This is a genomic window from Ruegeria sp. F5, assembly GCF_056533845.1.
In genome coordinates this window covers 173,263-198,465 of record NZ_JBQFOU010000009.1, presented here as the reverse complement: position 1 = coordinate 198,465, position 25,203 = coordinate 173,263, and the positions used below count along the sequence as shown (strand labels likewise).

Genomic DNA, 25,203 nt, shown 5'->3' with positions numbered 1-25,203 from the left:
AACAGGTCAGCAAGATCACAAAATATGCGCCATCAGGATCGGCTCATAACGCCAGCCATAAGCGCCATTGCCGCGATAGCGGCTTCGTCCTTCCTTCGGCTTATGGTCGCTTTAGAGCTAACCACCGTGTCGCAGAGGTTGGGAGGACAGACCATGCAGAAGGTGCTTGTAACTGGTTCGTCGGGTCGGATTGGGCGGGCATTTTTTGCCGCATATCACGAGCGGTATCAGTTTGTGTTGTCCGATTGGAATGAACCCACGTACTCTGTTTCGGGTCAGCATCATTTCGTGCGATCTGATCTCTCAGAGGCAAATGCCGCAGCGGATTTGTGCCAAGGCGTGGATACCGTTGTGCATCTCGCAGGCGTACCCGACCCGAACGCACTATTTGACGATGTGCTGCCTGCCAACATATTGGCGACAACCCACTTGATCGAAGCTGCTTGTCAGGCAAACGTCCGCCGTTTCGTCTTCGCGAGCAGTGCACAAACCATCGAAGGATACCCCGTAGACCGGCAAATCGTTCCGGGAATGGCTGTTGCCCCGGCCAATCTGTACGGCGTCTCCAAGTGCTATGGGGAAGCCTTGTGTTCGCTTTATGCGACGCGGAACGGCATGTCCTGCGTCTCATTGAGAATAGGGGCGTTTGAGCCTGCCGACGGCCCGCCACTTGAAACCCTGCGTGATCTCAGCGCGTGGCTCAGTCACCGAGACGCGACGCATCTGATTGACCGGGCGATTCAAGCCGAAATCAAAGGGAGCTTTATCGCGCACGGCATCTCTAACAATCGATTTAAGCGGCTTGATCTAACCGAAACTTGCAAAGTGCTTGGGTACGCACCGCAGGACGACGCCTTTTCGACCTTTCCAATACCATCCGCCTAAAACAGGCATCCGTTCATATCGCAGCATCGAGTAGTTTGGGCTCGCTCCAGACCTTAGCTGCAAGGCCGATCAAAGCGGAAAGCGGGACTTTGCGGCCATCCGCATTTTTACTCTAAAGGACCGTAGTCAGCCCAAAGCGGACATTCAAAACAAGACTTTGCAGCTCCTGCTTCGGACAAAAAGGCGTCAGAGATTGATGGGAGGTGTCGTCAAACTGGTTAGCGTCGCCGTTGCAAACAGGATCAGGACAACAGCAAACATCTCCATCGAAATCGACCACCGGAGAGCAATTTCCGCACCACGCTTCTCAGTCCTGAGAGCCGGAACAAATCTCAGCTTGTTCAGCGCCGCGAGGCCAAGAAGGGCAGAAACGATCACGACCTTGATCAAAAGCCCCAATCCATATGCCGTCCCAAACAAGGCGGCTACGGAGCCCGAAAGCAACCACGCGAGCGCTGCGCCTGCAACAATCAGGACGGCAACTCCATAAGCAGCGACATTGCCAAAGTGGTGGAGTAGATCGGCCCCAGTGGGAGTGAGTGCCGCTTTGCGCAAGGGCAGGAGAGCGCCAACCCAAAAGGCGACTGCCAGCAGATGCAGAACCAGCAAGACGGCGAGAGCCGCTCTAGGCTCTCCGAGGGAGTGTCCCACCTGGGCAAAGGAAACCGCAACGGCAAGGCTGCCCGCCAAAGCGATCCACTGCCCGACGCGGGGAAGCAGGATTGCCAATATCGCAAGTTCACCCACCACTCGCCAAATCGCGGCGGTGCCAAGCGGACTGTCCCAAACAAAACCAAGCATCATTGGGTCCGTCGCGCCCTCAAAGCCCATTCCGGATATCCGCGCTGCTCTGATGCCAAAACGTAAAGCAAGCACGGCCAAACCGACAATCGCAGCTCCGACCGCGAGGTGCCGCGCAAGGCGTAAAACAGACTCTTCAGCGCGCTTGGCAAAGAGGACCGCGAACAGGACGCTGCCCATCGCCAGCAGCGCCGCGCCGTAGCCAAGTGCTTTCGCCAAAATGGCCAAGACGACAACACCGTCAATGGGGGCCAGCCCAGTCACTCAGCGACTGTGAAAGAGAAGCTACCCTGCATCGGATGACCGTCTGACGCCATACCTCGCCAGTCGAAGCGATAGCTTCCTGGTGCAAGCTCTTCCAAGGGCATGGCCCGAAACTCTATGGCGGGGTCCATACCCGTTTCGCGGTCAATTTCGACGAAGCCATCGGGTGAGCTCAGCGTGACCGAGACTATGCGCATCGGATCATCGAACCGCATGGAAAGCTCTGGCACATCCGTGACAGTCGCGCCGTCAGCCGGCGTCGTTTCTTCGGACTTTGAATGCGCAATCGCAAGCATTGGAGCCATTGCTACAACCAAGCCGAAAAGAGATTGTTTGATCATCTGAGTTATCCCCTATTCGGACTGGGCAATCAGTTCGTCGTGATACTCACGAAGGTCATCGGGCCAGGTTGACTTGATAAAAGATAGCACCGCTGTGATTTCGTCATCGCCGAGAACACCCTCATAGACCGGCATACCAGTTGCGGGCGCATTCTCCATCAGTCCGGCCAGGCCAAATTTGGTCAGGGTGAAGAGCGTTTCATCATCGTGGTGCCACGTATGCCCCGTTGCGTCATGCGGAGGTGCTGGTAGCAAACCATCCTCGCCGCGTATCCGCCAGTTTGGCTGTCCTTCAAGACTCGCTCCGTGGCAGGCAGCACATTGGTCCGCGTAGATATCTTGACCAATGGCGACAACTTCCGCGTCATCAGGTGTCAGTAGACCAACCGCTTTGGAGGGCTGGGCCAGAACGAACGCTCCGGCGAAACCGGCGAGCGCAAGCCCACCGGTGACCAATAGTGTTGTATGCCCTACCATCAGGTATCGAACGGCTGCGCGGTGCCCGCCCGGTAGTACACCGTTCCGGTCCCAGCCTCTCCCCCAAATGCGATGACGTCATAACGGGCGGACGGATCGTCGCCCATACCAGGGGAGCCCATTGGCATGCCAGGAACAGCAAGCCCTGTGATATCAGGCCGATCCGTCAGCACGGCTTCCAGTGCTTCGAACGGCACATGGCCTTCAAAGACATAACCATCGGCTTCAATGGTGTGACAGGATGCGAGGTTCAGCGGGATACCCCGCGCTGACTTCTGTGCCTCGGCGTCCGTCAGTTCCTCAACGGTGACGGCGTAGCCACGCGCGCGAGCCAATTCGGCCCATGCGTGGCAACATCCGCAACCTGGTGAGCTGAGTACGTGCATTGGGGCGCCTGCACGGACGGGAAGAACACTCGTAATGAGAGCAGTTGCAGATAGTGTGGTGAAGTGACGACGTGTGATCATGTCTGTCGGTCCTTTGACGTGAAATTTGAACGGATTGCGGGCGAGCGCCCGTTGTCGTTCAAGCTTTCGGAGGACCGGTGGGGACGCCCAGTGCGAGGCTCGAAAAATCGGCTCCAGCGTACGTCACACCACCCACTGAGATCACCAATGGAGAAATCGGCGAAATCCCCGCCGTGGCGACAAGATCACCAAAACAGGGTGTTGAACCCATGCCGCTAGTGGTGTCGCAACAATCCGCAACAGCTTTCTCGGCATTAGCCAACGGATCGTCGTCCGCCATTTGAGCATGATGACAAGAATGATCCGATCCATGGGTCAAGCCATGCTTCACGGACGCTGCGGATGCGCCAGAGAATGCAACAACAAGAAGTATCGACAGGATCAAGCGAAACATACCAAATATCTACTGGGGGTATGCAGTTTTGACAAGTTACGAGGATGTGTCGAAGCAAACGATCCTAGTTGCATCCATTGAAGTTGCGCCACATCTCTGGATCCGGCCCGTCTAATGCGGTTTTACATGAATCACCTGAAATTCCGGTAAAACTGAATTTTGACTGACCTGCTTATTTGTCAGCAACGGAAAGGTCAGCAGGTGGGCGTTTAGCCCAGAGTGATGCCGGTGATGAAGGTGTACGAGCTTTCAACCAGATCGATGACGACATCCAGCTCTTCGGGTGTGGTTGGAGTATAGATCATGACAAAGCCGCTCCACCCAGGACGTTGCTTGGCCCAAGGGTGTGCGACGGCCCAGCCAGCCTCAATTGCCCTTCGCGCCATTTCTGGGTCGAGCGAGGCGTGCAAGCTGCCATCAGGATGCATGTGCGCAAACTCAAACCCACCGACGATAGAGTTCGGTTGGGATAACAACATATCGGGATCAAGCTGAAAGCCAATCGCGCCAGGTAATGATATGCGTGTGGGGCCAAGTGTGACCCCCGGGAATTGTGCAACTCGCTCCAGCAATAGCTGGGCCAAATCGGCCTTAATTTCGACACCAATCTGAGTGTGCGGCACGCCGCTTGTCGTTTCGGGACGGGGCGAGATGCGCTCCGGCAAGGAGCGCTCTTGCGCGGACGCCATCGAGCACATCAATGTCACTACCGTCACAGCAACCGCCAATGTTCTCAGGTGTACATTCATCGTGTTGACCAACCGCCAAAATTAAAGATTGAGTGCTCAGCGCCGTATCGGTGCCCCTGCACGCATCATTCAGCTTTTAACGCTTCAATATTGATCAAGAGCTCTATCTCGTCGCTCACCGCAGGTGCAAAGGCCCCAAGTCCGAATTCAGACCGCACGATAGTCGCCGTTGCTGCCAGCCCCAAGGTCGGTGTGCCCTCCTTTTCGCCAAAAGGGTATGGCGCTGACTTGTTAAGCGTTGTTTCCAAAACAACAGGTTTGGTGACGCCATTCATGGTCAGGTCGCCGGAAATATTCGCGCTATTGTCCCCGGTCACTTCAATGCTGGTTGAGGCGAATGTGACCACGTCACCGTCACTCGCGCTGAAAAAGTCATCGGACATGAAGTGTTGCAAACGGGCATCCCAGCCCGTGATCATGGATTTTATAGGCATAGACACTGTGACAGACGACGCAGACGGATCATCTTCGTTGAACTCTATCTCGCCGCTAAAACCTGAGAACATTCCAAATGTTTCTGAGAACCCGATGTGGTCGTAGCTGAACAATACCTGGCTGTGTCCAGGATCCAGCTCGTAAGTGCCGCTCTCGGACAATGCGGTTGTCGCACCCATCGATAAGAGTACCGCCAGCGGGGTTGCTGCCACTTTGAACATTGATACGCTCCCATTTTGACAAGACGTGTTTGTGGAATTGAGTTTTGGGATTTAGGTTTTGGCCGATCATACTTTTAGGACAAAATGTTCTACTATGCAACAAAATGTTCTATAGGAGGAGTGATTGAAAGAAGATCCCAGGCTGATCGCCACACGACAGACTGCGCTTGATGCTGCGCAAAAGATACTGATGGATGAAGGCGTGCTGCACGTAACTCATGGCGCAGTTTCAAAGGCAACGGGCATTTCGCGCAGTACACTTTACAGGCACTGGCCAGATGCGCGCAGTCTGCGTGATGCAGCATTCCGGCGCATCGCAACACCGCCAAACATACCGCCCAAAACCGATGGCCCGCTACGATCTGACCTGCGCTGGTTACTCGGTGTACTGATGGGAGCCTTGAATGACACACCGTGGGGCCAAATCGCGCCCCAGGTGGTCGCTGCTGCGTCCACCGACGAAGAAGCAAGGTTAGTGATAACAGAATTCATGAAAGACAGGTTCGCGAGTGTTGAAGCAGTATTTACAGCCGCAATAGACCGCGATGAGATCACCGCCGACGTTCCGGTCGACCAACTCATAGAACTAGCAGTCGCGGCACCTTATTTCCGCAAGCTCATTCGTCACGAGGCACTGGACGAAGAGTGGTTGGACAAACATGTCGGTCTGCTTTGCAGCATCGCGAAAACCAATTCGGGACAGTGACCATCGCCTGACTATGCAATCAAAGCGGCCAATAAACATAACAGTTTCCAAGATCGCAGTATGGCTACGTTCGCCGCTTGACATCAGCACGTCGCAGGGTCAATTCGATGCGCTCCTCACAACGTTGACGACTGCACTCTGATTTGTCGCTGCCGCTAATTCACAATGCAACATGAACACCTTTGGGTTCAGTGTCGCCCACGGCAATGTCGACTTTCGGGAACCGGCCAAACATTGCAATGTCCAGTATCCTCCTCGGATGCGCCTTTCGCTGACTTGCACATAAGTGACTTGAAGCAGCCCAAACTGAACCTTCTCACCCAAGCATTGCAATTTAGTAAACTCGCAACGAAGCGGCATTTAGACTATTTCCGCCCAAAAACCGCTTCCAAAACGCGATCCCCCAGACTGACTTGGTAATGTCAGGTTCAATGCGGGCGTCACGCGTACCAATGCTGCCCGATTAGTCCGTTGCGAAGCAATAAAACAGACCTGCCCCGCCTGAACGTGGCAGATGTTCCTCTCCGCAACCGCGCGAGCCGTGCGATGAGTTCCAGGACACCATGTTTCGGGCATCGTTGAGACCGATACGGTCATGATGCCCGACAATCGCAGATCCATCCTCGCTGTTCGAAGTCCAGTTACTGCATGTTGTGTCACCGCCTGCCGTAGAGAAGTAACCTGCGGAATCGGAGCCGGTCAGAATGTCATGTTTGTTCGGCTGGCTACCACGCCCATTGACGGGGTTACCGTTTTCGTCGAGCGCTGTCTGTAGACTAATGTTCACGCTGTCGCGGTGCAGTTCTTCAACATTGTTGGCGATGAGCTCTCCATTGGCATTGTGCCAGGGGCCCGATCCGATCCGGTCGCGTGCAGAAATGCCATTGGTGATCGTCATCGGGTCGGTGCTGCGATCAATGGACATTGAAGTGCTCAGATAGGCCGCAAATGTTTTGGAAGAACCGGCCGCGGAAGCGAGTGCATTACAATGGGCATCGGCGCCTTCGAGGCCGCCTAGATTGGCACCGTCCCCCTTGCCCACACTAGTGATGAAAAACGACATCTCCTCGCTTGCCGATTGCGCCTGTGCCGCCGTTGCGAAACAGCAGATTACGAGTGCAGCAACCCCATAAACAGGTGTTCTTTTGGTGAACTTCGGCATGTGTTTCTCCCTTCGTGCTGTGTAATCACTGATGCTAGTCGTATGTAACCATCGGGTCCGGATGTATGACACTATGGTGCTGGTGCGATTCACTACAGCCGGTTGTGCATGACCGACCCTCTGGCCCTAATCATTACTACCCTACTCCGGTCTTACGTGTTAAGTACGGTTGCTCACCTGTTCCCAGGATCATTTGTAACGAGTGACTGAGGGTCGTGACGGAATGACACAAAAAATCGCTCTTTGGTCCATTCCGATATCCATGGCGGTATTGGCACTAAAACTGTTGGCCTGGTGGCTAACCGGCTCGGTGGCTTTGTTGTCAGACGCAATGGAATCAACTGTGAATGTCGTTGCGGCGCTGCTGGCGTATCTCGCAGTTCGGGTTGCAAACAAGCCCCCTGATAAAAACCACCCCTTCGGTCACAAAAAAGCTGAGTATCTTTCTGCCGTCGTCGAGGGCGCACTCATTGTGCTGGCAGCATTCTTGATCATCAGAGAAGCTGTACTGGCACTTCCAAACCCGCATCTTGAGGATGCGCCGCTTCTTGGAATCGTCGTGAATGTCATTGCAACGGGTGTGAATGGCGCATGGGCTTACCTATTGCTCAAAATTGGCAGGCGCGAGGGTTCGCCTGCATTGGAGGCGAGCTCCCGGCACATTTTCACAGATGTCATGACCTCAGTTGGTGTCATAGCAGGTCTGATACTGGCGCTTGTCACCGGCTGGTTGATCCTCGACCCGATCCTGGCAATTCTTGTTGCGCTGAACATCTTGTGGGAGGGATGGAAAGTTATTCGGGCTTCAGTCGATGGTCTGATGGATGTGACACTGTCGGAGCATGACTTGCAGACCGTTTCTAAAGCAATCGAAGCAAACCTCGGCGCAGCCTTAGAATACCACGACCTCAAAGGGCGCAGGTCCGCAAATGTCATCTTCGTAGAGTTTCACCTTGTTGTGGACGGCACAATGCCAGTCAGCGCGGCGCATGATATATGCAATAGCATCGAGGAAGAATTGGATCGTTTGTATCCGGGTTCCGTCTTTGTCATTCACCTCGAACCCGATGACGAGTTGAAGGGTGACGGGGTCAGTTCCCACTAAACTGGTCACATGGCTCAGCAAAAACACTATTCCTTTGACTGATCTGACTAAGACGTTCGGCTTAAAATTCGTCAGACCTAAGCCCGATGTGGGAAAACCGGACCAGAAGTAACCTGTCTCCAACGTCACGAAGCGTGGCGATCAGAATTGGAGGCGAAAATGAAAATCCAAAGAAAGCTGGGGCAACTTCTTAGTACCGCGGCATTGGCTTCGTTGATTGCGGCGACGCCCTATGTGCCAGTGTTTGATGCCGATGGTCGCCTACATTTTGAACCGTCATATGCCTCTGCTAAGAGCGGCAAGGGGAAAGACGGGGATGGTCGTGACGATGATCGTGACGACGACAGAGATGATGACCGGGACGACAACTCGGGGTCGGGTAATGGCGGCCGTGGTGGTGACCGGGACGATGATCGTGATGACGAAAGAGACGATGATCGCGACGACGACAGAGATGATGACCGGGACGACAATTCGGGATCAGGAAAGGGTGGTCGCGACGATGATGACGACGATGACGATGACGATGATGATGACTCCAAACGCTCGAACAAAGGCAGCGGAAAGAAGGATCGGTCTCAAGGCGGGGGTAAACCGTCGGGTTCGGCTGGGATAACAAAGGTCGAAACAAACGCTAACGGCATCGAAGTGCGTTACGCCGACGGAACCAAGGAGGAGATCGAAAACGGGCGGTATGAGAGAAAGAATGCTCAAAACCGAACTGTTGAGGAGCGCCCCGCGACTGGTGCTGATGTTTCAAGGCTTCGGTCTTTGTCGAATGGTATCTCAATCGACAGTGTACACTCTTCTGGGCAAGGCGGCACTGCTGGAAATCGACCCACGAAAATCGAACGCCAGGGCAATAATATCGAAGTGAACTATGCCAATGGTTGGAAAGAGGAGATCGAGTTTGGGCGCTACGAGTTGAAAGACCCTTACAACCGGACTGTTGTTGAAAGAAACGTAACGGCCTCTGATCGCCGGCGGTTACAGTCGATTTCCAACTGAACAGCAACTAGTCGATAATCGTTGGCGGCTTCTCATTGAGAGGGGCCGCCATCGTCGTTAATGAGACCGCTGTTAGTCTCCCTTGTTCCAAACATCATGTGCAATAAGCGCGGCCTCTACCCGATTTCGCGCATGAAGCTTGGACAGGATTGCCGTCATGTAGTGTTTCACGGTCTTTTCCTGAAGGTCTAACTCGTCGGCGATTTCACGATTACTCAGTCCTTTGGCCACACGTCTCAGTATCTCTTCCTCACGATGCGTTAGGTCATCGAGAATGCTGCTGTTAACAGACATGCCGGTGTCGGCGTTGATTTGAAGCAATACTCGCGAGGCCAAGCCCGGAGAAACGAACCCTTCACCTGCGGCAATGCTGTGTAAGGAAGCGGTTAGTTCGCTCGCGGTTACTCCCTTCACAATGTACCCAATCGCGCCCGCCTCCAATGCGTCCGCGACATCGCTGCTGTTCTCTGAGACCGTCAAAATTGCAATGACGGGTGGATTTTCCATTGCAGCAATTTTACGTGTCGCGCTTATCCCGCCACCGGGCATAGAGAGGTCAAGAATAGCTATGTCCGGCTGATGCGTGCCCACCAGCGACACCGCCTCTTCAGCGTTGGACCCAGCGGCCAAAACTTCAAAACCATCAGCTTCATCCAACGTTCGTTGCAAACCATCCCTGAATATCGGGTGATCATCAGCTATTACGACAGACGTAGTCATGATGTGCCTAACTTTCTGGGAAATAGTGTCATAGCAATGGTGGTGCCTTCGCCCGGTCTCGATGCGACTTCGAACCGCCCACCAATACTCTCGACCCGATCTCGCAAGCCCATTAACCCCTGGCCACCATCGTCTCGCAACGCGGTTTCTTCTGACTTGTCAAATCCAGGTCCGTCGTCTGTGACCTTCACAACTATGCAGTCGCTCTGCGCCTCAGAGATAACAGTGCACTTGGAAGCTGGAGCATATCTCGCGGCATTAGAAAGCGTCTCCTGAAGGAACCGAAAAACGCACAGCTTGTCGGACAATGACAACTCTGGGGCCTGGCTACCTTGGAATGAAATATCTGGTCGCAACGGGCTGTGTTCGGCATGATCCTCTACGGCTCTCTTTACAACATCGACGAATGACAGGCTGTCGATATCTGGCGCGGACAGCCCTCGCGATATTGCACGAATCTCAGCAAGAGATTTTTGCAAAGACTGCTGAATTTCCTCTGCCTCTTTAGGCCTTTCGGACTCTTTGGAAAACGCCGCCTCCAGTCTAAGGGCGGCGAGCGACAAGTATTGCGCAGGACCATCATGTAGCTCGGCACCGAGTTTTTTGAGGAACCGATCTGTTTGCGTGGCATATCTTTCTGACGCCTCGACCACACGCGACCGCAGCAGGGCATTCTGCTCAGCCATCCTCTCACTTTCGGTCAGGCGTTGTTCAAGAAGAGACCCCTGTCGTCGAATAGTTTTGTCGCCAATAGCGACGATGGAATACAGTACAATAGTACTTGCCAGAAATGCGGAACCGACGACCAACCAACTTGTTCGCCTAGCCTTGGCTAAGTCCAACTCAAGCTGATCAGCTCTTTCGTAGAACTCCGCAACTGCGATGATTTCGCCGGACCAAAGTTCGCGGATGGGGCTGTAAACTTCAAGTAGTGGTATCCCCAATGCCGCCTCGGCGGCGCTCTCGGCGTGATCAAGCTCTTCGAAGGATCCGGAGATATCACCGTTCCACGCTCGCTTTAAGTCATCCGTTGGATTGAAACGGTTTCCAATGATGTCTGTATCCGAGGCATGCGCAATCACACCGCCTTGCTTCCAGAATTTGTAGGAGACAATGCGGTCACGCATTGGCTGGGTCATGAAAATCTCGTCCAGCGCCAGGCTCGCCTGCTCAGAAAGATGGTCGCCATGTGCCAATTCCTGGCTGAGCGGGGAAACCACGCTTTCCATATACAGCGCCGCGGAGTTGGCGGAGTTTTGCACGACTGCGTTCTGGATTCGATTAGACACCCACACCCCGACGATTGCGGTAGCAGTACCCATCACTAAAATGCAGGCCGCAAAAAAGACTCGCGACAACGACAAATTGCCAATCGTCAGATCAGTTACTTTCTCTCTCATCTTGAATTCGACTATGAACTACAATCTCTTACCGCACCACAGACCTTGGTCTGACGTGATCTGGATAATTCTCAGATCCTCAGCATCCGCCCAGTGGCCAGAGTCAGATATCATCCTTCGTTCTCAGTCTTTGCAGCATCGGGTATTGAACGTTTCCGCTGTCACAATTGGTCATAAGCTCATTCAAGGCGTGCTCCAGGCGACTGAGCTCATCAATCTTGCTTCTAACGCTGGCAATGTGTGTCTCGGCCAGATTTTTCACTGATCAGCGGTCTTCAACACTTCCTTCTGACCGCTCCAAAAGCGGCTTAGCGTCGGATAGAGGAAACACCAGGTTGCGGTATTTCTTCAAAAAATCGAAGCATTCCCACATCGCTTGCTGAATAAAGGCGACAAATTGTTCAGAGCTGGTATGGGTCTTGGTACGATACCTTCGCGTTCGAAGTAGCGAAGGGTTTCTATGCAGACCCCGCATTTACGCGGCAACCATCTCGACTTCCTTACGCTCCGAAGACCGAAGCAACGCCAGAAGCGGCGTAGTCAAGATGCCTAGGCCGACAATGGCCAGCGCAAACATCACTAAAAAGACCATAAAGGCAGTCCAAGGCTCGCCACCACACAGGCCACAAGAAAGAGGCCGACACCAGCAGCAGCAGAGGTCACTTTGTTCAGATACGTTTTCATGTCTTATTCACCAGTTTCATTTGTTGTGTTGATGAAACTGATATTTGGTTCGGGCTTTACGCGCGCTTGGGTCAAAACTTACAAATTTGCAAACTTCAGCGTCACCGTCAGCCCGTGAGGATCGGTTTGCGATAAGATAAGTTCTGCACCATGGCGATCTGCAACCGCACGGACGAGGGCTAGACCTAAACCCGTACCCTCGCTTTGCCGTGTTGCGTCAAGACGAACCATGGGTTTGATGATCTCGGCGTATTTCTCTGATGCCACACCGGGGCCGTTGTCGGCGACACTGATGGCGCGACCCCGTGCTGCCAGACTGATCTTGCCCCCGCCATAGCGCGTTGCGTTCTGTATGAGGTTTGCAACTGCCTGAACAAGCATCTGACGATCAGCGAAAACCGCTTCAGCGTCGCTCGCATCAACTTGCAGCACTTTGCCTGCATCCTCAATCACTGGGCCAAAGGTCAAAGACAGGTCGGTCATCAAGTTTGCCAGATCAACCCTTTCGAAACCATCTGTGCCGTGGGCGGCCTCAATCCGAGCGACCCGCATGATCGTATCGAAAACGCCGTACAAACGCTCTGCCTCTTCCAGGGCTGCACCGCGTTCCTCTCCCTCAGGCAAGCTTTCAAGTCGAGACCGCAGGCGGGCCAGCGGGGTGCGCAAATCATGCGCCAAATTCGCGCTGAGATGGCGGGTCTGTGCGACCAGCCGCTCCAACTCGGCGGCAGTCAAATCCACCTGACGTGCCATGTCGTCGAGGTCATCCTTGTTCCGCGTGATCTCCGTTCGCGCACTGAGGTCGCCAGAGGCCAACGCTGAAAGCGTGCTGTTGATCCGCTTGAGACGTCGCTGGGCGACGATACCGGTGGCAAACCCAACCACCAATGTCAGAACAATCATTGTCAACATAGTGGTCCAGAGAACACCGCCTAAGAGTTCAAACGCATCCTCCGCGTCATCAAGCGGAACAGCCGCCATGACCGGCGCCCCTTGACTGTCAGTATCTACAAGAACGCGCCAAGCTTCGGATTCCCGAAAATCATCGGTCAGCTCCACCGTCCCCCCGCCGCGCGCAACCACACGCTGAAAAGCAATTGGCAGGTCTTCGAGATCATCTGGGTGACGCAAGATGACGCCAAACCGGTCCCCGCGCGCACCCTCAAGGGTCGAGGCCTTTGCCAGTGCATCCAGCGTCGTATCGATACGGCGTTCGAACACATCTGAGCCAACCGTAATCGTGATGTAGGCCGCGGTAGCCATGCAAAGCGCGAAGATGGCTGACAATATCAGCGCCAGCCGCAAGGTCGAGGAGCGGCGAAGCCAGGTCAGATTACCGGCCAAAGACATAGCCTTCCCCACGACGGGTTCGGATCAGCGGTGTATCAAACGGCTTGTCGATTTTGGTGCGCAACCGGCTGATATGGGTCTCTACGACACTTGTGGTCGGGTCAAAACTCATATCCCAGACCTGTTCCAGCAACATCGTACGTGTCACCAATCGTCCCGGTCTTCGCATCAAGTATTCCAGAAGTTTAAACTCCTTCGCCAATAGCTCAATCTGTTGTTCCTGGCGTTTGCAGGTTCGCGCCAGAAGATCGAGGCTTAGATCCCCATGGCGCAAGACCGTGGCTTCCGGCTGTCTCGCCTCCATGCCTTCGCGGCGGCGGCCCAAAGCGCCTACGCGGGCAGAGAGTTCGGCAAAGGCGAAAGGTTTCGTAAGATAGTCGTCGCCGCCAGCATCAAAGCCTTCGACGCGGGCGTCGACCTCACCCAAAGCCGTTAGAAAAAGCGCGGGGGTTGTATTCTTCGACGCACGTAAGGATTTCAGAACCGCTAACCCATCGAGACCCGGGACCATGCGGTCCAGAATTAGAAGATCGTACTCCTGAGCCATAGCCGCCATCAAAGCGTCTTTGCCATCCTCGAAATGGTCGATGACGTGACCTTCTTCGCGCAGGCCGTTGGTGACCCAAGACCCAAGTTGGCTGTCATCTTCCAGAAACAAAATTCGCATGTGAACCCTTACCGTCACGCATTCAGAGGCCACTCTAGTGAGCGACCTCCAAATTGGCCAATCATTCGCAGCTTGGCCGCGACCTATGTCTCATCTTCATCGTTTTCGTCATCGTCGTCTTCATCTTCAGCCTCAACCTCAATTACTGCACCGGTGTCGGCAGCAATCTCGACTTCGAACTCTTGACCGCTAGCATCCAGGATTTCGACCTCATAGATCTTCATCCCGTCTTCGTTTTCGAGTTCCGCTTCCTGGACCTCACCGGACACTTCCTGAAGCGCGATTTCAATGGCCTGCTGCATAGTGAGCCCCGTCGCCTCTGCGGTGCTTTGCGCCGAAACCGAACCGACGACCGCTCCTGTAAGAGCCAGACCTGCCAGTGCGGTGAGTGCTGCGTTTTTCTTGTCCATGTTTTTCTCCATCGTTTTGTTGTTTGAATGCTTTATTGCCTTCCGATGAGATCAACATGGGAGTCCCGCTTTGCTGGAAGATGCGGCGAAGTTTACAATTTTGTAAGCTGATGATCCCGCGCGGTCCTATCTAATGTAAGGTCGATAGCTAGCAGGCGAGCCACATACCCGTTCTCCAATCCAGCGTTTGGGCAAATTTTTCGCGTTGCAGCGAACGTCTTGGAAACAGGCTGCGACTGCGGATATGTGCCCAGGCGCTTCAAGTTGGCTCTGGGCCGCCCGTCAAAGTTTGCAAAGTCAGCTTTCTGCGCATCGCTGACCTTAAAGCACGTTGAAGCATTTGTATTTTGGGCTCGATGCGGCCATTCTCTGCGGCTTGCATGATTGGCTGGTCGCAGCCGATAGTGTTGAAAAAGTCAGTTTTTGGCGAAAGTCAGTGGAAAAGCAGGCCATGGAACGACGCCACGAGATTTCAGCCATGGGGTCGGCCAAATCATCAGTGCGGCGCTGTACGTGGCGCTCATGACCTGTTGAGCGCAAACCGACACGACTTTTCTCATGTTCTGAATTTTCGCGGAAAACTGAGAGCCAGGAAATTCTGACTTTTTAAACACTATCAGCCCTTAGCGGACATTCATCACGGTGCTTTTCAGCTTCTGAAACGCAAATAAGGCTTTCGCCACTCCTTCGCGCGCATAGTGCTGCAATGACGCCAAACGCGGCCTGATCGTTCTTACTGCTTGAGGCCCGCCATTAGCTGCTGGAACTTCTCACCCTGTACAGTGACGTGGCTTCTGAGGGTTGCGGCCGCAAGTTCTGCATCACCGGCCTTCAACGCGGTTATTATTGCCTCGTGCTCTGAAAGTGATTGCGCCATCCGTCCTCTAAAGCGAAGTTGGACGCGCCGATAGGGTTTTAATCTGTTTTGAAGGCGAAGGGCTTCTCTTTCCAAATAGGAGTTTGTCGCACCGCGGTAGATTTCTTGATGGAATGCTTCGTTTTCCAGGTAGTAGCCCGCCGCATCATCCCGCTCGACGGCCCCATTGCATCGTTGGTTGGCTTGAACAAGGCGAGACAACCCTTCATCAGACATTCGAACAGCTGCGAACCTCCCGCACGCGGCTTCTAATTCCGCCATCGTTTCGAACATTTCGAGTAATTCGACAGGTCCGGGCTGCCGAACGAACACACCTCTTCGGGGTATTTGTTCCGCCATTCCGGATAGGACCAACTTTTGGAGCGCTTCTCTTATCGGAGTGCGCGAAACACTAAATTGATCAGCCAGCTTGATTTCATCCAGCCGGTGACCGTCCTCATATTCGCCTTTAAATACAGCTTCTTCCAACGTTTCGGCGATTTGATCAGCGCGTTTTAACTCCATACCAAAAGCATACTATAGAAATGCATTCGGACGCAATACAGATATTCTTGTATACAATAACATTGACTTTGGATGCGAGATATACAAGCATGTGTTATCAGCCCGACTCGTTTCGTGGTGGATTTCCAAAGGGAGGAGAACCTATGAAATCTAAGTTTTTGACAACTGCCGCTTTGATCGCCGCAATGGGAACAGCCGGTGCAGTACATGCAACCGAGCTACGCCTCTCACACCAATGGTCAAACAAAGACATCCGTCACCAGGTCGCACAGATCGTCGCCGATGAAGTGGCGGCGGCAGATGTCGATCTTGAGATAAAGATCTTTGGCTCGAAATCGCTGTTCAAACCCCGCGAGCAATACCGTCCACTGAGTCGCGGCCAACTTGATATGACGGTCCTGCCTCTCAGTTATGCGGGCGGTCAACAGCCTGCGTTCAACCTCACGCTCATGCCGGGATTGGTAAAAAACCACGACCATGCCGCCCGTCTCAGCAACTCTCCGTATATGGAGGCGCTGGAAGAAAAAATGGCGGATGACGACGTCATGGTCCTTGTGCATGGGTATCTTGCAGGTGGATTTGTCGGCAAGGATGGCTGTATCACGAAGCCAGAAGATGTCGACGGATTGCAAACCCGCGCGGCAGGCAAAGCCTTCGAGCAAATGTTGGCCGGCGCAAACGCATCGATCACGTCAATGGCGTCATCTGAAATCTACAATGCAATGCAAACAGGCATTCTGAACGCGGCAAACACGTCGTCTTCGTCTTTCGTATCATACCGAATTTACGAGCAGGCAGCCTGTTATACGCCCGCGACCGAAGATGTCGCGCTGTGGTTCATGTACCAGCCGCTGTTGATGAACAAGACAACTTTTGAAGGGCTGACGGAAGATCAACAGGCCGCACTTCGGGCCGCAGCTGAAAAGGCCGAAGCCTTCTACCGGGAAGAAGCCAAGAAGCAAGATGCTGCTTCGGTGGAAGTCTTCGAAAAAGCTGGCGTTGAGATTGCCGAAATGACGCCTGAAGATTTCGAAGCATGGCGCGCACTCGCCCAGGAAACGTCCTACAAGGCCTTTGTTGAAGAAGTGCCTGATGGTCAGGACCTGCTGGACAAAGCGCTCGCGGTCGAGTGAACCGCTGCACTGCGGCAGCCAAGAATGGCTGCCGCTAACTCTACAATTCTTCGACTTTTCCAGGAAGGAAAGCTGTCATGGCTGGCCAAAGCTCAGCTGTTGCTTCGCGCACGGGAAACAATCCCTTCTTACGCGCAGTTGCAGCCCTCTCAACCCTCGCCGGATGGTGTTCTGCGGCCATGATCGTTGCTGCTGTCGCCATCACCTGCCAGATGATTTTTGTTAGGTTTGTTCTGAACCAGTCGACTGTTTGGCAAACCGAAGCCGTTATCTATCTTGCGATTGGGGCAACTCTAATTGGACTGCCCTATGTTCAAAGACTTCGCGGTCACGTCAACGTCGACCTAATCCCTCTCTCACTTTCAAAGACGGCACGTTACTACATGTGCCTCCTGACGCTTTCGCTTTCGATAGCGATGGTCGCAGTCTTGCTCTTCTACGGCTACGAGCATTGGCACCTGGCGTACGAGCGGAACTGGAAGTCTGACACGGTCTGGGGTGTGCGTTTGTGGATCCCGTACCTCTCGATCCCAATCGGATTTGGTCTCTTTCTGCTTCAACTGATCGCCGATCTCGTTGCTGTCATTCTTAAAATCGATGCGCCGTTTGGCTTGGAGGACGTGTAATGGACCCGATTTTGTTAGGCGCCATAGTCGCCATCGCCACAATTATCGTTCTATTTTCTGGAGTTTCTGTTGCCGTAGGGTTGATGATCGTATCAACAGGTTTCCTGTTGATTTTCGACGGCTTACGCTCGTTGGAGCTGATACCGGAGATACTATTCGGCAAGCTGGATAACTTCGCACTACTTTCTATTCCGATGTTCATCATCATGGGGTCTTCCATTGCGTCCACCCGCGCGGGTGCCGACCTCTATGAAGCCTTGGAACGCTGGCTGACAAAAGTTCCCGGAGGACTGGTTGTCTCCAACCTCGGCGCTTGCGCCTTGTTCGCCGCGATGTCGGGTTCCAGTCCGGCAACTTGCGCCGCAATTGGCAAGATGGGCATCCCGGAAATGCGCAAGCGAGGCTACCCTGACGGTGTTGCCGCTGGGTCTATTGCCGCAGGCGGAACACTCGGCATCCTAATACCGCCATCTGTAACAATGATCGTTTACGGTATCGCGACCGAGACCTCGATTGGCCGCCTGTTCCTTGCAGGTGTGATCCCAGGCCTGATGCTGGTGCTGTTGTTTATGCTCTGGTCGCTCTATTCGACCTGGCGCTCTGGTGACAAAGCACTGTTGAACGCCGGCAACTACACTTGGAAAGAAAAGTTCGAAATCCTGCCTCGGGTTCTGCCATTCCTCGCTATCATCGTTGGTGTGCTTTACGCCATGTATGGCGGCATCGCGACACCGTCAGAAACGGCCGCTGTGGGAGCATTGCTTTGCCTTCTGATCGCAATGGTTATCTACAAACTGTGGAACCCAGGCGATCTCTGGGTCGTGCTTCGGGATAGCACCAAAGAAAGCGTGATGATCATGTTCATCATCGCGGCAGCTGGTGTCTTCTCATACATGCTGTCCAGCCTGTTCATCACTCAAGCCATTGCCGAATGGATCGGCACGCTGGACGTGAACCGTTGGGTGCTCATGACATTTGTTATGTTGTTCCTGTTGGTAGCGGGTTTTTTCCTTCCGCCTGTGGCTGTGATCCTGATGGCTGCACCCATCTTGCTTCCGATCATTACGACCGCTGGTTTTGATCCAATCTGGTTTGCTGTTGTGCTGACAATCAACATGGAAATCGGACTGATCTCGCCGCCAGTTGGTCTCAACCTGTATGTGATCAACGGCATCGCGCCGGACATTTCGCTCAAGACCATTCTCAAGGGGTCGCTGCCTTTCGTGGCCTGCATGGTCATCGCGATCATCCTGCTTTGCTTCTTCCCCGGTTTGGCAACCTGGTTGCCTGACGCGATCATGGGAGAGGCGGTATGAGCTACTTTGGTGATCTGATTTCGACCGTTTTTGACCGTCGCTATCGGAAGGTCAGATCGGATGAGGTCGACAAACGAACCACGTCCGATCTCTGCGAAGCACTTCTGAGCAGCCATGGAGAGGTGTCAGGCGTCACCTTGGCACGCAATCTCCTGGACCGCTATGGAAGTATGAGCTTAGGAGAGAAAACTGCCTTCTTCGAGTTCATGATGCACGAGCTAGAAATCGATCCTGATGCCGTCATCAGCTCTCTCAAAGCGTATAGCGAAAAACCAGGCAAAGGCTCGTATCGAGCCTTTGCCGCAGCCTGCGAACCCAGGCGCCAAGAACTAGCACGTAGATTGAATCAAGTTCCTGGAGCTACTGGCCAACTCGTAGCGATGCGCAAAGACCTTTTGGGTATGATGAAAGAACGTCCGGACCTCGAACCGCTGGATGTAGATTTCAAGCACTTGTTTTCATCGTGGTTCAATCGCGGCTTCCTGGTCCTTCGCCCAATCAATTGGGAAAGCCCTGCCGACATCCTTGAGAAGATCATCGCCTATGAAGCAGTACATGCCATAGACAGCTGGGATGACCTGAGACGTCGCCTCAAACCAAGTGACAGGCGGTGCTTCGGTTTTTTCCATCCGGCAATGGCTGACGAACCCTTGATCTTCGTCGAAGTCGCCTTGACCAAAGGGATTCCGAACTCGGTACAACGCCTTCTCGCGGATGAGCGAACGGAAATCGAAGCCGAAGATGCAGATACCGCTGTGTTTTATTCGATATCCAATTGTCAAGCTGGGCTCGCAGGCATTTCCTTTGGCAATTCGTTGATCAAGCAAGTTGTGTCGGATCTATCAAAGGAGCTTCCAGAGCTCAAAACGTTCGTAACCCTCTCGCCAATTCCGGGCCTCAACCGTTGGCTTGGAGGCTCAGATTTAGAAGCGTTGAAGTCCGCCGACAATCAGGCTCTCGCAGCTCACTACCTGTTGGAGGCAAAACGACCTGACGGGATGCCCTTTGATCCAGTTGCACGCTTTCACCTGGGAAATGGCGCCTTGGTCCATGCCGTACATGCTGATGCAGACGTATCGGAAAACGGGCTGCGGCAATCCAACGGGACAATGGTCAACTACTTGTACGACCTCAATCAGATTTCGCAGAACCACGAACATTTCGTGGGCGATAAGACAGTCGTTGCCTCGGACGCAGTAAAAGCACTGAGCGCTTCGGGGACACCAAGAGACTAGGAGATTGAAGATGGCAAATTCTCTCTACGACACCCTTTTTGGACAGCACCAAGGCAAGAACACCACCTTTTTGCAGATGGCCGACGGCTCGGTCGTGACCCATAGCGACTTTCTGCAACTCGCGTCTCAGTATGCCAACTTGTTAACCCAACTTGGTTTGCAACCAGGAGACCGCTTGGCTGTGCAGATTGCAAAGTCACCACAAGCCTTGGCGGTGTACGCAGCATGTGTTCAGGCAGGAATTGTCTTCTTGCCTTTGAATACCGCTTATACCGCTGCTGAAGTGGCGTATTTTCTGGAAAACAGCGGTGCGAGGCTAATGATTAGCGATGGCAAGGCCTCTCAAGCACTCGAACTTGTGACCAGCGCCTGCGGTGCCATTCTTGAGACGATGAACGCCGATGGAAGCGGTAGCTTTGCAATCCAGGCGGAGACAATGCCAGTCGGATTCAGAACGGTCGACCGCTCCGAAGACGATCTCGCCGCCTTTTTGTACACCTCGGGCACAACAGGCCGCTCGAAAGGGGCCATGCTGACGCAGGGCAACCTTTTGTCGAACTGCCAGGCTTTGGCCAGTGAATGGAGGTTCACGGCAGAAGATGCTCTTTTACATGCGCTTCCCATTTTCCACACGCATGGGCTTTTTGTAGCGACGAACATCTCACTATTGGCAGGTGGAAAGATCTTGTTCCTTCCTAAGTTCGACCTTGATGTCATGCTCGATCTGATGCCGCAGGCGACAACAATGATGGGTGTACCGACGTTCTACACCAGACTCCTAGACGATGATCGATTCACGCGCGACGCAGCGCAGCATATGCGTCTGTTCGTATCCGGGAGTGCACCGCTGCTTGCGGAAACACACATTCAATTCGAAGAGCGAACAGGTCATAGGATTCTGGAACGCTACGGCATGACCGAAACTAATATGAATACGTCGAACCCGTATGACGGGGAACGCCGCGCTGGCACGGTCGGGTTCCCTCTGCCCGGCGTGGAAATCAAAGTTACCGACAGCAATAGCGGCGCAACTCTACCGCAGGGCGAGATTGGTGAGATAGAAGTCCGTGGGCCAAATGTATTCAAAGGTTACTGGCAGATGCCCGAAAAGACTGCCGAGGAGTTGCGTGAAAACGGTTTCTTTATCACCGGTGATCTGGGCAGGATTGATGAAGATGGCTATCTCCACATTGTTGGTCGCAACAAGGACCTGATTATTTCTGGCGGCTACAACATCTATCCTAAGGAAATCGAATTGCTTCTGGACGAGGAGACTGGCGTTTTGGAAAGCGCTGTCATTGGTGTGCCGCATCCAGATTTTGGGGAAACAGTTGTCGGGGTGCTGGTCGCAGAGGGTAAAAACGATCTAGACCTGGACACAATCAAGAAGAACATTGGCAGTTCCTTGGCGCGGTTCAAACATCCTCAAAAATTGGTTGTTCTGCCAGAATTGCCCCGAAACACCATGGGGAAAGTCCAGAAAAAAGAGCTTCGTGAACAATATAAAGAATTGTTCATGCCAGCTTAGCCGTTCTCCCCGGACCCGTGGCGCTGCAATTTGGCGTCGCGGGTCAATATTAGAAAGTCCTCGGTCTAGTTCGGGGATATTCGAATTCAGAAATGGAGAAGAACCTATGTACCGCAACATATTAGTGCCGGTCTCACTTGACACCGACAGAGATGCAAATTCTGCTTTGAGTGCCGCGCAAACCCTCGGCAGAGGTGATGGTAAGATTACAGTTCTGCATGTAGTGGAACATCTTCCCCAGTATTCAGAGGACCTTCTACCAAAAGACCATTTTGAAGCTGCCAAAACGGCCATTTCAAAAAAGTTGCAGCCGATGGTCGAAGGGATTCAGAATGCTTCGTTGAACATCGTCGAAGGGCATTCCGGACGTACAATTCTAGACTATGCGGCTTCTAATGATGTGGACTGCATCATTGTCGCCAGCCACAGACCAGGTTTGCAAGACTATTTGCTTGGGTCGACGGCTGCCAGGGTCGTTCGGCATGCGCCATGCTCAGTACACGTTGTCCGTTAGTTCAAAACCGCCGTGGCAGTCGCGATTGATGCACGGATACCACCGAAATTTGGGAAGGTGAAAGCAATGGGCAAACCTAAAAATTATTCAAAGCGCGTAGCAAAGATTTTAGTTGTGTTCGGTCTTCCTGGATCCGGCAAAGGAACACAAGCACGGCGTTTAGCCAACGAGTTTGGCCATGTCCAGTTATCGACTGGAGACTTGCTTCGCGACGCAGTCGAAGCCAAAACACCTCTCGGTATGACTGCAAAGGCGACTATGGAGGCAGGCCGCCTCGTTAGTGACGACGTTGTTCTCGCACTTCTTCAGGAGCGGCTGTCTTGTCCTGACGTTGGAAGTGGTGTGATTTTTGATGGCTACCCACGGACTGTAGATCAAGCCAAGGCTCTTGAAAATTTGCTTTCCCAATCAGATCAATGCATTGAAAGAGTAATAGATCTTCGAGTTGGAGACGACGTTCTGGTCGAACGAATAACTGGTCGTCATACGTGTGCCGATTGCGGAGAGGGGTATCACACTAAATTCAAACGACCTAAGGTTGATGGCATTTGTGACAAGTGTGGCTCAACTAGGTTCAAAAGAAGAGCGGACGACAACGAAGTGACTGTTCGCGAAAGGTTGTCTACCTACCACGATCAGACAGCACCGATACTGGAGTTTTACCAGAAGAAGGGCATCGTTTCTTCTGTCGACGGCAATAGACCCATCGATGATGTCTGCGATAGAATTAGCGAAATAGTTGCAACTAAAGAAACATCGGCCTGATAGCCTGAAACTTGGATCTTACGGGTCAACCGAATTGCACGGAGTACTTGGCTAACCTCCAGCTTTGAGAGTGATAGAACTTTGGTCAGGCTGATGCCACGTGCTTTTAGAATCAGACTTTGCAAAGTTGGCTTTCTGGGCTTCGCTCCCGTTCGTGCATTGTGCGGCATTTGTTAGGTATGGGCTCGATGCGGCCACCCACTGCGGCTTGCATGATTGGCTGGTCGCAGCCCGAAGCGGACATTCAAAACAAGTCTCAGCAAATGTGGCTTCGCCTACTCAGCGGACATACTCATTTCAGTGCCCAGTTTGAGCAACTAGGCTTTTGTCGCCCATTCCGATACGACGGCCCAACCGACAGCATTCGTTCCGCAGCAACTAACGGTCGAGACTTGGCCTGCGACAGAAGGCGTGCAGGCGCCGCTGGCCGGTGAGGCACAGCAAGAACAACCAGATTGAACGCCGCGTTGCGCAACGCGTGGGACATCGGCCAGCGCGTAGAGCGGTGCGCGCAAGCGCTGAATTGCTTCCTTTGGTGGGAAAAGAGATGCGCGGTCGAGGCTGAAATCGTCCTTCACCGGGAAGACCTCACCTTCAAGCACGGTCCCCCAGATGCCGATGTCCTTGATCGCGTCAGGGTCGACTTCGAACGGGTCTTCCTCAAGGATCGTGAAGTTTGCCAATTTGCCTGGCGCAATGGAGCCGATCTCTCCCTCCAGCCGAATGGATTGCGCGGCATCGATGGTGACGGCACGCAGTGCGTCCTCCACGGAAAGACGATGATCCGAACCCGCAATGCGACCCGACACGGTTGTTCTGTTCACGCCCGCCCACACGAGGTACAGCGGTTCTCCGGGTGCCATTGGGACATCTGAATGGAATGAAATCGGGGTGCCATTTGCCTTGATCGGACCAAGCGGCACGATGTCGTCGGCGCGTTCGGGTCCGAGGCCAATATCACCATAGCGATCCGACAGCGCGGTCACATAGTAAGGATTGCCGCTGACAATGCAGCCAAGCTCAGCGATCCGGTCAGCCTGATCCTCGCGCGAATAGCCGAAATGCACGAGTGTTGTCCGATGATCCGCGCGCGGCATGCGGCGCATATTCCGCTCGACCGCATCGAGAATCATGTCTACAGCCAGATCTCCTGTTTGATGGACGTGAATTTGGTAACCGGCTTCCCAATAGGCGTCGAACGCTGAGTTGAAAACATCGGGTTCCATGATCCACTCACCGTGGAAGTCGCCGCCCACGTAGGACTCGGACACCTGCATAAGCAGGCTATAGATGGCCCCATCTGCAAAGAGTTTGACTTGCCTTGGCAGGAAGCCTGTTTTGCCTTCTCCCCAGGCCAGCAGGTTCTCGGTTTCTTCGATCATCCTGTCGTCGTCGAAGTACAACTCGTGCAGCGACTTGCCGTCGGCGATGAAGTACATACGAACCGGCACATCCGAGCCTGAGAATACTGAGTTTGTGGCGTCCTGAAGCGGACGCGACAAAACACCCCCGGGCTCGCACCCAACCGTTACGCCTGCGCGGTGCATGTACTCACGTGCCAGCCGCAATCCATCGATCAAGCGCTCTGGCGTCGCCAGAACGGGAGCGACGTTTGGCAAGATGGCAAACATGCCAGCCTCAAAGAAATGGCCTTCTTCGAAACTAGATTGCTCTGCGGCAAGACCCTTAAGGGCGTCAACATAGGCCTCGTCAATGCCGAGCAGATCCATAGCTGCCGTATTGAAGATAAACTCATGGGCGGACCTGTGCACAATTATAATAGGGCGCGTCGTGCTGACTTCATCCAATTGTTGGCGTCGAACATCGCCGTGAAAAAAGTGATGGTAGCCCCAGGTGAGCAGCGGCGTATCGGCATCTTCCATCGCGGCCTCGGCAGCAATCAGACGCTCTCGGTACTCTTCCTCCGACCGTACCGCCGGCGTCAGACCTGTCGGAAGGTTCCAGTCCTCAATCGCAATGATCTCTGCCGTCAGGGTTAGACCGGCAAGAAAAGGATGGACGTGCTGGTCAATAAGCCCGGCGATGACGACCTTGTCGGCAAAGGCCTCGTCGACGCGGAAGGGTTGCCGGCCAATCCGGTCGACAATTTCGTCGCGCGATCCGGCCGCCAAAACGCGATCACCAACAACAGCCACTGCGTCAATATTTTGCTCATTGCCCTCCATCGTAATCACGCGGCGAGCGGTGTAGAGGGTAATCTCAGGTAGAGCTTCAAGCTGCTCGCCAAGGTCCTGCAACGAGAACGCCGTGTCAGCGGAGGTTGCGCTAGCGATGGCAGACGACGAAGCGCCAACGAGCAAGGTAAGCATCCGGCGGCGGGTAAGATGGGTCTTTAGCATTCCACGCTCCTAGCTGCCTATTGTTCGCCCAATGAAAAACTAACACGAGGCCAATAAGTCACTAAGAATAAATCGTCGCGCAAAGCAAAGAAGCTGTGT

Annotated in this window: 26 protein-coding genes; 11 read left to right on the top strand and 15 right to left on the bottom strand. The window is 53.7% G+C overall.

The annotated features are described in order from the left end of the window. Positions 1–153: 153 nt before the first annotated feature. Positions 154–885: an NAD-dependent epimerase/dehydratase family protein gene (locus ACR0K1_RS15550; RefSeq protein ID WP_480851234.1), complete on the top strand. Its 732-nt coding sequence runs from the start codon at positions 154–156 to the stop codon at positions 883–885. A 186-nt stretch (positions 886–1,071) separates the two neighbouring features. Here ACR0K1_RS15550 and ACR0K1_RS15545 read toward each other — a convergent pair whose 3' ends face one another. The 7 genes from ACR0K1_RS15545 to ACR0K1_RS15515 form a co-directional block, all read right to left on the bottom strand. Continuing rightward, positions 1,072–1,950: a CopD family protein gene (locus tag ACR0K1_RS15545; protein ID WP_480851233.1), complete on the bottom strand. Its 879-nt coding sequence runs from the start codon at positions 1,948–1,950 to the stop codon at positions 1,072–1,074. Beyond that, positions 1,947–2,291 (bottom strand): copper resistance CopC family protein, encoded by a 345-nt coding sequence (locus ACR0K1_RS15540; protein ID WP_480851232.1) that lies wholly within the window; start codon positions 2,289–2,291, stop codon positions 1,947–1,949. The genes ACR0K1_RS15545 and ACR0K1_RS15540 overlap by 4 nt, the downstream gene beginning before the upstream one ends. Positions 2,292–2,303: 12 nt before the next feature. Next, positions 2,304–2,768 carry a c-type cytochrome gene (locus ACR0K1_RS15535; RefSeq protein WP_480663546.1) on the bottom strand — a complete coding sequence of 155 codons (465 nt, stop codon included), beginning with the start codon at positions 2,766–2,768 and terminating at the stop codon, positions 2,304–2,306. Continuing rightward, a complete protein-coding gene (locus ACR0K1_RS15530) occupies positions 2,768–3,103 on the bottom strand; it encodes a DUF411 domain-containing protein (protein ID WP_480851231.1) in 336 nt (111 codons plus the stop codon). Before ACR0K1_RS15530 ends, ACR0K1_RS15535 begins: the two co-directional genes overlap by 1 nt. Positions 3,104–3,293: 190 nt before the next feature. Next, entirely contained in the window at positions 3,294–3,629 is a 336-nt protein-coding gene (locus ACR0K1_RS15525; RefSeq protein WP_480851230.1) for a hypothetical protein, read from the bottom strand. A gap of 209 nt (positions 3,630–3,838) precedes the next feature. Then, on the bottom strand, positions 3,839–4,378 hold the full coding sequence (locus ACR0K1_RS15520) for a luciferase domain-containing protein (RefSeq protein WP_480851229.1): 540 nt from the start codon (positions 4,376–4,378) through the stop codon (positions 3,839–3,841). A gap of 65 nt (positions 4,379–4,443) precedes the next feature. Further along, positions 4,444–5,034 (bottom strand): YceI family protein, encoded by a 591-nt coding sequence (locus ACR0K1_RS15515; protein WP_480663538.1) that lies wholly within the window; start codon positions 5,032–5,034, stop codon positions 4,444–4,446. A 124-nt stretch (positions 5,035–5,158) separates the two neighbouring features. Between ACR0K1_RS15515 and ACR0K1_RS15510 the strand changes: the two genes are divergently transcribed. Further along, on the top strand, positions 5,159–5,740 hold the full coding sequence (locus ACR0K1_RS15510; RefSeq protein ID WP_170634835.1) for a TetR/AcrR family transcriptional regulator: 582 nt from the start codon (positions 5,159–5,161) through the stop codon (positions 5,738–5,740). Positions 5,741–6,203: 463 nt separating this feature from the next. On the opposite strand, the gene ACR0K1_RS15505 is transcribed toward ACR0K1_RS15510, so the two are convergent. Then, positions 6,204–6,902, bottom strand: coding sequence for a hypothetical protein (locus tag ACR0K1_RS15505; RefSeq protein WP_480663536.1), 699 nt, complete (start codon positions 6,900–6,902; stop codon positions 6,204–6,206). 223 nt (positions 6,903–7,125) lie between these two features. Here ACR0K1_RS15505 and ACR0K1_RS15500 point away from each other — a divergent pair, with 223 nt between their 5' ends. Further along, positions 7,126–8,007, top strand: coding sequence for a cation diffusion facilitator family transporter (locus ACR0K1_RS15500; protein WP_480851228.1), 882 nt, complete (start codon positions 7,126–7,128; stop codon positions 8,005–8,007). 159 nt (positions 8,008–8,166) lie between these two features. After that, on the top strand, positions 8,167–9,015 hold the full coding sequence (locus ACR0K1_RS15495; RefSeq protein WP_480851227.1) for a hypothetical protein: 849 nt from the start codon (positions 8,167–8,169) through the stop codon (positions 9,013–9,015). A 72-nt stretch (positions 9,016–9,087) separates the two neighbouring features. Here ACR0K1_RS15495 and ACR0K1_RS15490 read toward each other — a convergent pair whose 3' ends face one another. The 6 genes from ACR0K1_RS15490 to ACR0K1_RS15465 form a co-directional block, all read right to left on the bottom strand. Then, positions 9,088–9,735 (bottom strand): response regulator, encoded by a 648-nt coding sequence (locus ACR0K1_RS15490; protein ID WP_480851226.1) that lies wholly within the window; start codon positions 9,733–9,735, stop codon positions 9,088–9,090. After that, complete coding sequence (locus ACR0K1_RS15485) at positions 9,732–11,135, bottom strand: sensor histidine kinase (protein WP_480851225.1); 1,404 nt, start codon at positions 11,133–11,135, stop codon at positions 9,732–9,734. The genes ACR0K1_RS15490 and ACR0K1_RS15485 overlap by 4 nt, the downstream gene beginning before the upstream one ends. A 762-nt stretch (positions 11,136–11,897) precedes the next feature. After that, positions 11,898–13,169: a sensor histidine kinase gene (locus ACR0K1_RS15480; protein ID WP_480851224.1), complete on the bottom strand. Its 1,272-nt coding sequence runs from the start codon at positions 13,167–13,169 to the stop codon at positions 11,898–11,900. Next, positions 13,153–13,836 (bottom strand): winged helix-turn-helix domain-containing protein, encoded by a 684-nt coding sequence (locus ACR0K1_RS15475; protein ID WP_480851223.1) that lies wholly within the window; start codon positions 13,834–13,836, stop codon positions 13,153–13,155. Before ACR0K1_RS15475 ends, ACR0K1_RS15480 begins: the two co-directional genes overlap by 17 nt. Positions 13,837–13,919: 83 nt before the next feature. Next, on the bottom strand, positions 13,920–14,246 hold the full coding sequence (locus tag ACR0K1_RS15470) for a PepSY domain-containing protein (protein ID WP_480851222.1): 327 nt from the start codon (positions 14,244–14,246) through the stop codon (positions 13,920–13,922). Positions 14,247–14,979: 733 nt separating this feature from the next. Further along, a complete protein-coding gene (locus ACR0K1_RS15465; protein WP_480851221.1) occupies positions 14,980–15,627 on the bottom strand; it encodes a GntR family transcriptional regulator in 648 nt (215 codons plus the stop codon). Between the two features lie 143 nt (positions 15,628–15,770). On the opposite strand from ACR0K1_RS15465, the gene dctP reads away from it, so the two are divergent. From dctP to ACR0K1_RS15430, 7 genes are all read left to right on the top strand, one after another. After that, entirely contained in the window at positions 15,771–16,760 is a 990-nt protein-coding gene (gene dctP, locus ACR0K1_RS15460; protein WP_480851220.1) for a TRAP transporter substrate-binding protein DctP, read from the top strand. A 77-nt stretch (positions 16,761–16,837) separates the two neighbouring features. Then, positions 16,838–17,386, top strand: a complete 549-nt coding sequence (locus ACR0K1_RS15455) for a TRAP transporter small permease (RefSeq protein ID WP_480851219.1) — start codon at positions 16,838–16,840, stop codon at positions 17,384–17,386. Next, positions 17,386–18,702, top strand: coding sequence for a TRAP transporter large permease (locus tag ACR0K1_RS15450; protein WP_480851218.1), 1,317 nt, complete (start codon positions 17,386–17,388; stop codon positions 18,700–18,702). Before ACR0K1_RS15455 ends, ACR0K1_RS15450 begins: the two co-directional genes overlap by 1 nt. After that, on the top strand, positions 18,699–19,937 hold the full coding sequence (locus tag ACR0K1_RS15445; protein WP_480851217.1) for a malonyl-CoA decarboxylase: 1,239 nt from the start codon (positions 18,699–18,701) through the stop codon (positions 19,935–19,937). Before ACR0K1_RS15450 ends, ACR0K1_RS15445 begins: the two co-directional genes overlap by 4 nt. A gap of 10 nt (positions 19,938–19,947) precedes the next feature. Further along, positions 19,948–21,465 (top strand): malonate--CoA ligase, encoded by a 1,518-nt coding sequence (locus ACR0K1_RS15440; RefSeq protein WP_480851216.1) that lies wholly within the window; start codon positions 19,948–19,950, stop codon positions 21,463–21,465. 106 nt (positions 21,466–21,571) lie between these two features. After that, the gene (locus ACR0K1_RS15435; RefSeq protein ID WP_480851215.1) at positions 21,572–21,979 is read left to right on the top strand and encodes a universal stress protein; all 408 of its coding nucleotides are present in this window, start codon (positions 21,572–21,574) and stop codon (positions 21,977–21,979) included. 66 nt (positions 21,980–22,045) lie between these two features. After that, a complete protein-coding gene (locus ACR0K1_RS15430) occupies positions 22,046–22,744 on the top strand; it encodes an adenylate kinase (RefSeq protein WP_480851214.1) in 699 nt (232 codons plus the stop codon). Positions 22,745–23,061: 317 nt separating this feature from the next. Here ACR0K1_RS15430 and ACR0K1_RS15425 read toward each other — a convergent pair whose 3' ends face one another. Beyond that, positions 23,062–25,104 (bottom strand): amidohydrolase, encoded by a 2,043-nt coding sequence (locus ACR0K1_RS15425; protein WP_480851213.1) that lies wholly within the window; start codon positions 25,102–25,104, stop codon positions 23,062–23,064. Positions 25,105–25,203: the final 99 nt, after the last annotated feature.